General features: G+C 69.4%; 10 protein-coding genes and 2 pseudogenes. 4 read left to right on the forward strand and 8 right to left on the reverse strand.

Translation table 11 applies throughout. From position 1 onward, the window contains the following. Both ACRWK7_RS33365 and phbB read left to right on the forward strand, forming a co-directional pair. Positions 1 to 137 (forward strand): annotated as a pseudogene (locus ACRWK7_RS33365) (acetyl-CoA C-acetyltransferase); the annotation flags it as partial. A gap of 98 nt (positions 138 to 235) precedes the next feature. Continuing rightward, positions 236 to 958 carry an acetoacetyl-CoA reductase gene (phbB, locus tag ACRWK7_RS33370; RefSeq protein WP_431861882.1) on the forward strand — a complete coding sequence of 241 codons (723 nt, stop codon included), beginning with the start codon at positions 236 to 238 and terminating at the stop codon, positions 956 to 958. Between the two features lie 175 nt (positions 959 to 1,133). On the opposite strand, the gene ACRWK7_RS33375 is transcribed toward phbB, so the two are convergent. The 4 genes from ACRWK7_RS33375 to ACRWK7_RS33390 form a co-directional block, all read right to left on the reverse strand. Next, a complete protein-coding gene (locus tag ACRWK7_RS33375; protein WP_431861884.1) occupies positions 1,134 to 1,538 on the reverse strand; it encodes a hypothetical protein in 405 nt (134 codons plus the stop codon). 10 nt (positions 1,539 to 1,548) lie between these two features. Continuing rightward, complete coding sequence (locus tag ACRWK7_RS33380; protein ID WP_431861886.1) at positions 1,549 to 2,802, reverse strand: MFS transporter; 1,254 nt, start codon at positions 2,800 to 2,802, stop codon at positions 1,549 to 1,551. A 103-nt stretch (positions 2,803 to 2,905) separates the two neighbouring features. Next, positions 2,906 to 3,829: a LysR family transcriptional regulator gene (locus ACRWK7_RS33385; RefSeq protein WP_431861888.1), complete on the reverse strand. Its 924-nt coding sequence runs from the start codon at positions 3,827 to 3,829 to the stop codon at positions 2,906 to 2,908. Positions 3,830 to 3,868: 39 nt separating this feature from the next. Then, positions 3,869 to 4,132: a hypothetical protein gene (locus ACRWK7_RS33390; RefSeq protein ID WP_109117786.1), complete on the reverse strand. Its 264-nt coding sequence runs from the start codon at positions 4,130 to 4,132 to the stop codon at positions 3,869 to 3,871. Between the two features lie 129 nt (positions 4,133 to 4,261). Between ACRWK7_RS33390 and ACRWK7_RS33395 the strand changes: the two genes are divergently transcribed. Then, a complete protein-coding gene (locus ACRWK7_RS33395) occupies positions 4,262 to 4,720 on the forward strand; it encodes an NUDIX hydrolase (protein ID WP_431861890.1) in 459 nt (152 codons plus the stop codon). Here ACRWK7_RS33395 and ACRWK7_RS33400 read toward each other — a convergent pair. Both ACRWK7_RS33400 and ychF read right to left on the reverse strand, forming a co-directional pair. Then, positions 4,683 to 5,549 carry a putative bifunctional diguanylate cyclase/phosphodiesterase gene (locus ACRWK7_RS33400; protein WP_431861892.1) on the reverse strand — a complete coding sequence of 289 codons (867 nt, stop codon included), beginning with the start codon at positions 5,547 to 5,549 and terminating at the stop codon, positions 4,683 to 4,685. The genes ACRWK7_RS33395 and ACRWK7_RS33400 overlap by 38 nt on opposite strands. A 196-nt stretch (positions 5,550 to 5,745) precedes the next feature. Continuing rightward, a complete protein-coding gene (ychF, locus tag ACRWK7_RS33405) occupies positions 5,746 to 6,846 on the reverse strand; it encodes a redox-regulated ATPase YchF (RefSeq protein WP_431861893.1) in 1,101 nt (366 codons plus the stop codon). Positions 6,847 to 7,042: 196 nt separating this feature from the next. Here ychF and ACRWK7_RS33410 point away from each other — a divergent pair, with 196 nt between their 5' ends. Then, positions 7,043 to 7,543 (forward strand): pentapeptide repeat-containing protein, encoded by a 501-nt coding sequence (locus tag ACRWK7_RS33410; protein ID WP_431861895.1) that lies wholly within the window; start codon positions 7,043 to 7,045, stop codon positions 7,541 to 7,543. Positions 7,544 to 7,564: 21 nt separating this feature from the next. Here ACRWK7_RS33410 and pth read toward each other — a convergent pair whose 3' ends face one another. Next, on the reverse strand, positions 7,565 to 8,140 hold the full coding sequence (gene pth / locus ACRWK7_RS33415) for an aminoacyl-tRNA hydrolase (RefSeq protein ID WP_431861897.1): 576 nt from the start codon (positions 8,138 to 8,140) through the stop codon (positions 7,565 to 7,567). Between the two features lie 83 nt (positions 8,141 to 8,223). After that, a pseudogene (locus tag ACRWK7_RS33420) lies at positions 8,224 to 8,414 on the reverse strand (50S ribosomal protein L25/general stress protein Ctc); the annotation flags it as partial.

An 8,414-nucleotide genomic window follows, 5' to 3' on the forward strand; every position in this document is an offset into this window, starting at 1 on the left:
ATCCGGTCGGCGCCTCGGGTGCGCGCGTGCTGACCACGCTGCTGTTCGAGATGCAGAAGCGCGACGCCAAGAAGGGCCTCGCCACGCTGTGCATCGGTGGCGGCATGGGCATCGCCCTCTGCGTCCAGCGCGACTGATCCGGGGTACGGGCCGTTTCTGAGGGGGAACGGCCCGTTTCCGTCTCCGGTTAAGACAAGAAACGAAAACCACAGACTTTACGACGGGGGAGCAGGAAATGGCTCGAGTTGCAGTTGTCACCGGCGGCACGCGCGGTATCGGCGAGGCGATCTCGGTCGCCCTGAAGACGGCGGGCTACATCGTTGCCGCCAACTACGCCGGCAACGACGAGCGCGCCAAGGAGTTCTCGGCGCGCACGGGCATCGCCGTGTACAAGTTCGACGTCTCCGACTTCGAGGCGTGCAAGGCCGGCATCGAGAAGATCACCGCCGAGCTGGGCCCGGTCGACGTGCTGATCAACAACGCCGGCATCACCCGTGACGGCGTCATGCACCGCATGACGTACCAGCAGTGGGAGGAGGTCATCCACACCAACCTCTCGTCCTGCTTCAACATGTGCCGCAACGTCATCGACGGCATGCGCGAGCGCGGCTTCGGCCGCATCGTCAACATCGGCTCGGTGAACGGCCAGGCCGGCCAGTACGGCCAGGTCAACTACGCCGCCGCCAAGTCGGGCATCCACGGCTTCACCAAGGCCCTCGCTCAGGAGAGCGCGGCCAAGGGCATCACCGTGAACGCCATCGCGCCGGGCTACATCGACACCGACATGGTGCGCGCGGTGCCGGCCCACGTGCTCGAGAAGATCGTCGCCCGCATCCCGGTCGGCCGCCTCGGCCGCGCCGACGAGATCGCCAAGGCGGTGCTCTACCTCGTGGACGACGAAAACGGCTTCATGACCGGTTCGACCCTGTCGGTCAACGGCGGCCAGCACATGTACTGATCGGGTTTCCAGCTGGAACCCGAAAGGCCTCGTCCTGCGGGACGGGGCCTTTTTGTTTGGCCCTTTTGCCCCCTCCCTAACCCTCCCCCGCCTTCGGCGGTGGAGGGAACTCCGTCGCTCTGCCCCCTCCACCGCGAAGCGGGGGAGGGATGGGGAGGGGGCAAGCGTTGTTGCCTCACGGCCGCAGCTTGTAGATCTCCGCCCGCTTGTGGTCGTCCGTCACCACCGCGCAGCCGCCGAGCGTCGGGCCGACCGGCAGTTCGCCGAAGGCGGCCACCGCGCCCTCGTCCTTCAGCCGGCCGACGAACCCCGCCTCGCGGCCGCGCGCCACCCAGGCGAAGCCCAGCCACGTCGGCCGCACCGGCTCGCCGCCGGCCTTGACCATGGCGGTGAAGGCGTCGTCGTCCGGCGTGCCCGGTGGGAAGACGGCGAGGACCAGTCCGTCCGTCTCCTCCGGCAGCGCCGCCTGCCGCAGCGACACCGTCATCAGCCCCAGCCACACCGCCACCACCACGCCGAAGAAGGCGAGGGCGAAACCGTGGCCCAATCCGGTGGGGCCGATGGAGGGCGTCTGCTGCATGGCCGTCGACTTAGGCGCGCGCCTCGGCGTTCGCCAGGGACGGCGCCGGCTTTTCGGTGATCGGCCAGTGCACGATGGCGGCGAACATCGCCAGCGCCACGCTCAGCCACCACACCACGTCGTAGGAGCCGGTGCGCTCGTACAGCACGCCGCCCAGCCAGACGCCGATGAAGGCGCCGACCTGATGGCTGAAGAAGGCGAAGCCGTAGAGCATGCCCAGGTACCGGGTGCCGAACATCAGCGCCACGAGGCCCGAGGTCGGCGGCACCGTGGACAGCCACAGAAGGCCCATCACCGCCGCGTAGACGATCACCGACGCCGGGGTGACCGGCACCAGCAGGAACACCGCCGTCGCCACGCCGCGGCAGAAGTAGTTGGCCACCAGCAGATAGCGCCGGCTCATCTTGCCGCCCAGCACGCCCGAAGTGTAGGAGCCGACCACATTGAACAGCCCGATCAGCGCCAGCGCCCAGGCGGCGAGGCCGGGGCTGATGCCGGCTTCGGTCAGGTAGGGCGGCAGGTGCGTGGTGACGAAGGCGAGCTGGAAGCCGCACACGAAGAAGCCGGAGACCAGCAGCACGTAGCTGCGGTGGCGGAACGCCTGCCGGATCGCCTCCATGAAGCCGATGTCGGCGCCGGTGACCGCGACCTTGGAATTGTTGGCGCCGCCGGAGCCGGAAAAGGAACTGGCCAGCAGCGGCACCAGCAGCATCGAGGCGCCCAACAGCACCAGCGCCGTCTGCCAGCCGTAGCCGGCGATGAACGCCTGTCCCATCGGCGCGAACAGGAACTGCCCCATGGAGCCCGCAGCGGTGGCGATGCCCATGGACCAGGAGCGCTTCTCGGCCGGCACCATGCGGCTGAAGCCGGCGATGACGATGCCGAACGAGGCGCCGGACAGCCCGAGGCCGATCAGCACGCCGGCCGAGAGGTGCAGCATCAGCTGCGTGTCGGCCACCGACATCAGGGCGAGGCCTGCGGCGTACAGGATGCCGCCGCCGGCCAGCACCGGCGCCGGGCCGTAGCGATCGGCGAGCGCGCCGGCGAAGGGGCCGCCGGCGCCCCACAGGATATTCTGGATCGCCATGGCGAGGCCGAACACGTCGCGGCCCCAGCCGCGCGTCTCGGTCAGCGGGCCGATGAACAGGCCCATGCTGGAGCGCGGCCCGAACGCCAGCATGGCGATCAGGCAGCCGCAGACGATGATGGCGGCCGGCGTGCGCCAACCGGATGCGCGGTCGGCCGCGGGGGTGCTGGTGCTCATATCCGTAAATCCCTCCCGCCGGTGCCTGCGAACGGGTCCGGCTTGTTGCCCGCGATCCTACGTGGGGTTCGCGACTTCCGCCAATTCATAATGGGAAAGTGGATTATTCCGCTGCGGAATGCACGAGGCCGAGCGGTTGCGGGGCGAGCCGGTGCAGCAGGCTGCGCTCCAGCCCGTCGAACACGCGGTCCAGCCGACCGCTGTGCCGCGCCCGCACCAGCCACACTGCGACCGTCAGCCGGAAGCCGTCCACCGCCACCGGGCGCAGCCGCGCCGCCAGCGGCGTGCCCTCCACCAGCCGCAGCGGCCCGGTGCCGAAGCCGACGCCGCGGGCGGCCAGATTGAGCAGCAGCTCCTGGTCGAAGGATTCGACGGCCACATTGAGGCGCAGGCCGGCGCGGTGCAGCGCCTCCGTCAGCGTGGTGCGGTAACGGCAGCCCTCGGGCTGCAGTACCCAGCCGACCGCGTTCATGGCAGCCAGCGAGCCGCGCGTGCGGGCGACGAGCTCCGGCGACCCGACGACGCTGATCTCCTCCTGGGACAGGCGGCGGCCCTGAAGCTCGGCCCGCGGCATGCCGTCCTCGGCGGTCAGCACCAGCGTGCCGTCCAGCGCGCCGCCGTCGAGCTGGTCGAGCAGCGCGTTGCTCCAGTCCGAGCTGAGCCGCACGGTGAGGCCGGGGAAGGATGTCCGCACGTCGTCCAGCGCGTCGCCGGCCAGCAGCCGCGACAGCACGTGGGTGGCGCCCAGGCGCAGGATGCCGGCCGGCTGGCCGCTGCCGGCGAACGCCTCGCCCAGGCCGTCCACCGCCTCCAGCACGCGCCGGGCGTGCGCCAGCGCGGTCTCGCCGTCGCGGGTCAGCGCCAGCGGCTTGCTCTGCCGGTCGAACAGCGTGGCGCCGACCTCCGCCTCCAGGCGCTGGATCAGGCGCGACACCGCCGACTGGGTGAGGTGCAGGCGGTTTGCCGCCTCCTGCACCGACTGCGCCTCGGCCACCGCCACGAAGGTGCGGATCTCGTTGAGCTTCATGGCGGCACTCCCCGGTCGGTGGGCTCCCGGGGAATGACGTTAATCGTAATCCTGGTCCTGCGCCAGTTCGTCGGCCAGTTCGCCGGCCAGCTCGGCGAACAGGCCGGCGTCGACGGTCAGGCCGCGCTGCTCGCAGATGCGCACGAAGATGCGCCAGGCGTGCAGGATCGCCACGTCCAGCACCGCCTCGTCGGCCTCCTCGCTGTGGCTGTCCTTGATGGCGCGCTCCTGGAGCGTGGCCACGACGTCGTGCTCGGCGGCTTGCAGCACCGCTTCCATGGCGCGCTTGTGGAGGTCCGACATGGCGTTCGTCCGTTGATCCGTTTGAAATTAGCTTTGGCTTCCGCGCCGGCTCGTCCATGCTGGCAAGGCGGGGAACCCCGGAAGGGGCCTTCATAGAGACCCCCTCCACCGGAAGCAACACCGACGCGCATGACCGAGACCGCGACCGACCGTTCGTCCCGCGAATACCCCGACCGCCCGTGGGTGGGAGTCGGCGTCCTCGTCTGGAAGGGCGACCGCCTGTTGCTGATCCGCCGCGGCCGGGCGCCGCGCCTCGGCCAGTGGAGCATTCCCGGCGGCGCCCAGCACGTCGGTGAGACCGTGTTCGACGCCGCGGCGCGCGAGGTGCGGGAGGAGACCGGGCTGACCGTCCGCCCGACGCACGTGGTCACCGTGGTGGACGCCATCACCCGCGACGCTGCGGACACCGTGCACTACCACTACACGCTGGTCGAAGTCGCGGCGGACTGGCAGGCCGGCGAGGCGGAGGCCATGGACGACGCGCTGGAGGTGCGCTGGGCCACGGTGGAGGAAGCGGTGGCGCTCGTTCCCTGGGAGGAGACGGACAAGGTCATCCGGCTGGGGGCGACCCAGCGTTTCGGGCGATGAAGGCGGGCACGTCTGCGGGGGGCAGCGGCCGGGAGAAATGGTAGCCCTGGATGCGGTCGCAGCGGTAGGCGCGCAGGAACAGCAGCTGCTCGGCCGTTTCCACCCCCTCGGCGATGACCTGGAGGCCGAGCGCGTGCGCCAGCGCCACGATGGCGTGCACGATGGCGGCGGCGTCGCGGTCCTCGACCATCGCCTCGACGAAGTGCTTGTCGATCTTCAGTGCCTCCACCGGCACCCTGCGCAGCAGCGCCAGCGACGAATAGCCGGTGCCGAAATCGTCCAGCACCAGCCGCACCCCGGCGCCGCGCAGCTCCAGCAGGCTCTGCCGCGCCGCATCGCCGCCTTGGAACAGCACGGTCTCGGTCAACTCCAGCTTCAGGTTGGCGGCCGGCAGCCCGGTCTCGGTCAGCACGCCCAGCACGGTGCGGGCCAGGACCGGGTCCTCCAGTTGGCGCGAGGACAGGTTCACCGCCACCGGCACGTCGACCAGCCCCGCCTGCAGCCAGCCGGCGGCCGTCTCGCAGGCGCGACGCAGCACCCAGTCGCCGAGGATGTGGATGCCCTCGCCGGCCTCCGCCATCGGCACGAAGACGTCCGGCGGCACCACCGTGCCATCGGGCAGACGCCAGCGCACCAGCGCCTCGAACCCGGTCAGCCGGCCGGTGTGGGCGTCGGCCTGCGGCTGGTAGGCGAGCCACAGCTCGTCGCGCGCGATGGCCTCGCGCAGCCGGTCGGCGAACGCGGCGGCGAGGTCGCCTTCCGGCGGAACGCCCCCGGGCAACGGGCCGAGGAGACCCGCCTCCGTCAACGCCTTGATGCCCGCCGCCATGACACCTCCTGGTCCCACTCCGGCTATAACAGCCGAAATAGGAATTTGTTAACCATAAATCCGGGGTAGTTAAGCCGGATTCTTTTGGTTACGGAAGCGTTAACGGCATCGGGCGCGGTGACAAAGTGGGGTGGGCGGAATCGAAAAGGGCGCCGCCCCATCGGAGCGGCGCCCTTGTTCGCGAAGGCCTGGTGCGTCAGACGTTGAAGCGGAAGTGGAAGATGTCGCCGTCCTGGACGACGTACTCCTTGCCTTCCTGCCGCATCTTGCCGGCGTCCTTGGCGCCCTGCTCGCCGCCCAGGGTGACGAAGCTGTCATAGTCGATGGTCTCGGCGCGGATGAAGCCGCGCTCGAAGTCGGTGTGGATGACGCCCGCGGCCTCCGGCGCCTTGGCGCCGCGGCGCACGGTCCAGGCGCGCGCCTCCTTCGGGCCGACGGTGAAGAAGGTGATGAGGTCGAGCAGCTTGAACCCGGCGCGGATCAGGCGGTTCAGGCCGGTCTCCTCCAGGCCCATGGAGGACAGGAACTCCTGCTTCTCCTCCGGATCGCTCAACTGCGCCACCTCGGACTCGATGGCGGCGGAGATGACGACCATGCCGGCGTTCTCGGCCTCGGCCTTCTTCGCCACCAGGGCGGAGAAGCTGTTGCCGGTGGCGGCCGAAGCCTCCTCGACGTTGCAGACGTACAGCACCGGCTTGGCCGTCAGCAGCATGAACTGCTTGAAGACCGGCAGTTCCTCCGCGTCCAGCTGGACGACGCGGGCCGGCTTGCCGTCCTGCAGGACCTTCAGCGCGCGCTCCATCAGGTCGGCCTTGACCTTGGAGTCCTTGTCGCCGCCCTTCGCCTTCTTCTGAAGGCTGGTGAGCTGGCGCTCCAGGCTCTCCATGTCGGCGAGCATCAGCTCGGTCTCGACCACCTCGGCGTCGCGCAGGGGATCGACGTTGCCCTCCACGTGGGTGACGTCGTCGTCCTCGAAGCAGCGCAGCACGTGGACGATGGCGTCCACCTCGCGGATGTTGGCCAGGAACTGGTTGCCCAGGCCCTCACCCTTGGAGGCGCCGCGGATCAGGCCGGCGATGTCCACGAACTCCAACTGGGTCGGGATGATCTTCTGCGACTTGGAGATCGCCGCCAGCTTCTCCAGCCGCGGGTCGGGCACGCCGACGCGGCCGACGTTCGGCTCCTTGGTGCAGAAGGGGAAGTTGGCCGCCTCCGCCGCCTGGGTGGCGGTCAGCGCGTTGAACAGGGTCGACTTGCCGACGTTGGGCAGGCCGACGATGCCGCAGTTGAAACCCATGGGAGATTCTTCGGTTCGCTCGGTGTCCGGGACGCGCGCTTTATCCTACGTGCGGACGCAAAGCGCAAACGCGAAGTGGGGTTGGTCCGCCGCTTGATCGAAGTCAAAGCCGCTGTGGCGGGTTCGCGCGAGCATCCGCGGGAATTCCCTGGCGCCGCTGTGAAATCGCGCCCGGCTTGTAAATTAGGAGGTTCTCATGAGCGTGCGCATTACTGCCGGTTGCGTGTTCTCCCTTGCCGCGGCGCTGGCCGCGTGGGCCGGGCCGGCCTCGGCCGTCACGCTGACGCCGAACTGCGTCGATGCGAAGGAGTTCAACTGCACGCTGGCCGACCTGCGCGGCAAGGACTTCTCCAACGCCAAGGCGCCGGAGGCGAACTTCGAGGCGGCGCGGCTGGACGGCGCCAAGTTCCGTGGCGCCGACCTACGCCGGGCCAACTTCCAGGTGGCGATCGCGCCGGAGATCGACCTGTCCGGCGCCGACCTGGAGAACGCCCCGGCCTTCGCGACCTACATGAAGGACGCCAATCTGGCGGGCGCCAACCTGAAGGGCGTCAACTTCACCCGCGCGATCCTGGCGGGCGCCAACCTGAAGGGCGCCAACCTGGAGGGCGCGGTGCTGGTCGGCACGCGGCTCGGCGGCGCCATCTGGACGGACGGTCGGGTGTGCGCGGCGGAGTCGATCGGGGAGTGCAAGTAAGCCCGACTGGGGGCGCGGCCGTCACTTCGGCGGCTGCGTCGCCAGCGTCACCTTGTTCATGAAGTTCTCGGGCTGGCCCTGGACCAGCAGCGGGAAGCTGGCGGCGCAGGCGTCGATCAGGGGCTCCAGCCAGGTCTGCTCGGCCTTCGCGAAATCGTGCAGCACGTAGTTGGAGACGGCGTTCTTGTCGCCGGGGTGGCCGATGCCCAGGCGCACCCGCCAGTATTCCTTGCCGATGTGCGCGTCCATGGAGCGCAGGCCGTTGTGCCCGCCGTGGCCGCCGCCCTTCTTGACGCGGATGCGGCCGGGCGGCAGGTCGAGCTCGTCGTGGAACACGACCACCTGCTCGGGCTTCAGCTTGAAGAACTGAATTGCCGCGCCGACCGACTGGCCGGACAAATTCATGTAGGTGAGGGGTTCGAGCGCCAGCACCTTGTCGCCGGCGACGGTGCCTTCGCAGGTCTGGCCCTGGAAGCGCTTCTTCCACGGCGAGAAGCCGTGGCGGCGGGCGATCTCCTCGACCGCCATGAAACCGATGTTGTGCCGGTTGCGCGCGTATTCCGCGCCGGGATTGCCGAGTCCGACCAGCAGCAACATGATGATTTCCGGATGAGGTCAAGGGGCCTCGCGGCCCCTTGCAGGAGAGCGCGAGAGGGCGGCGCCCTCTCGCTGACTCTTCTTTAGGACGCGGCGCCCTCGCCCTCGGCGGCCTCGGACTTCAGGCCCGACGGCGCGGCGATGGTGGCGATGGTGAAGTCGCGGTCGATGGTCGGCTTCACGCCTTCCGGCAGCTTGACCGAGGAGATGTGGATCGAATCGCCGACATCGAAGCCCTCGCACGACACGGTGATGTGCTCGGGGATGTTGTCGG

The sequence above is a fragment of the Azospirillum sp. genome (assembly GCF_050789165.1).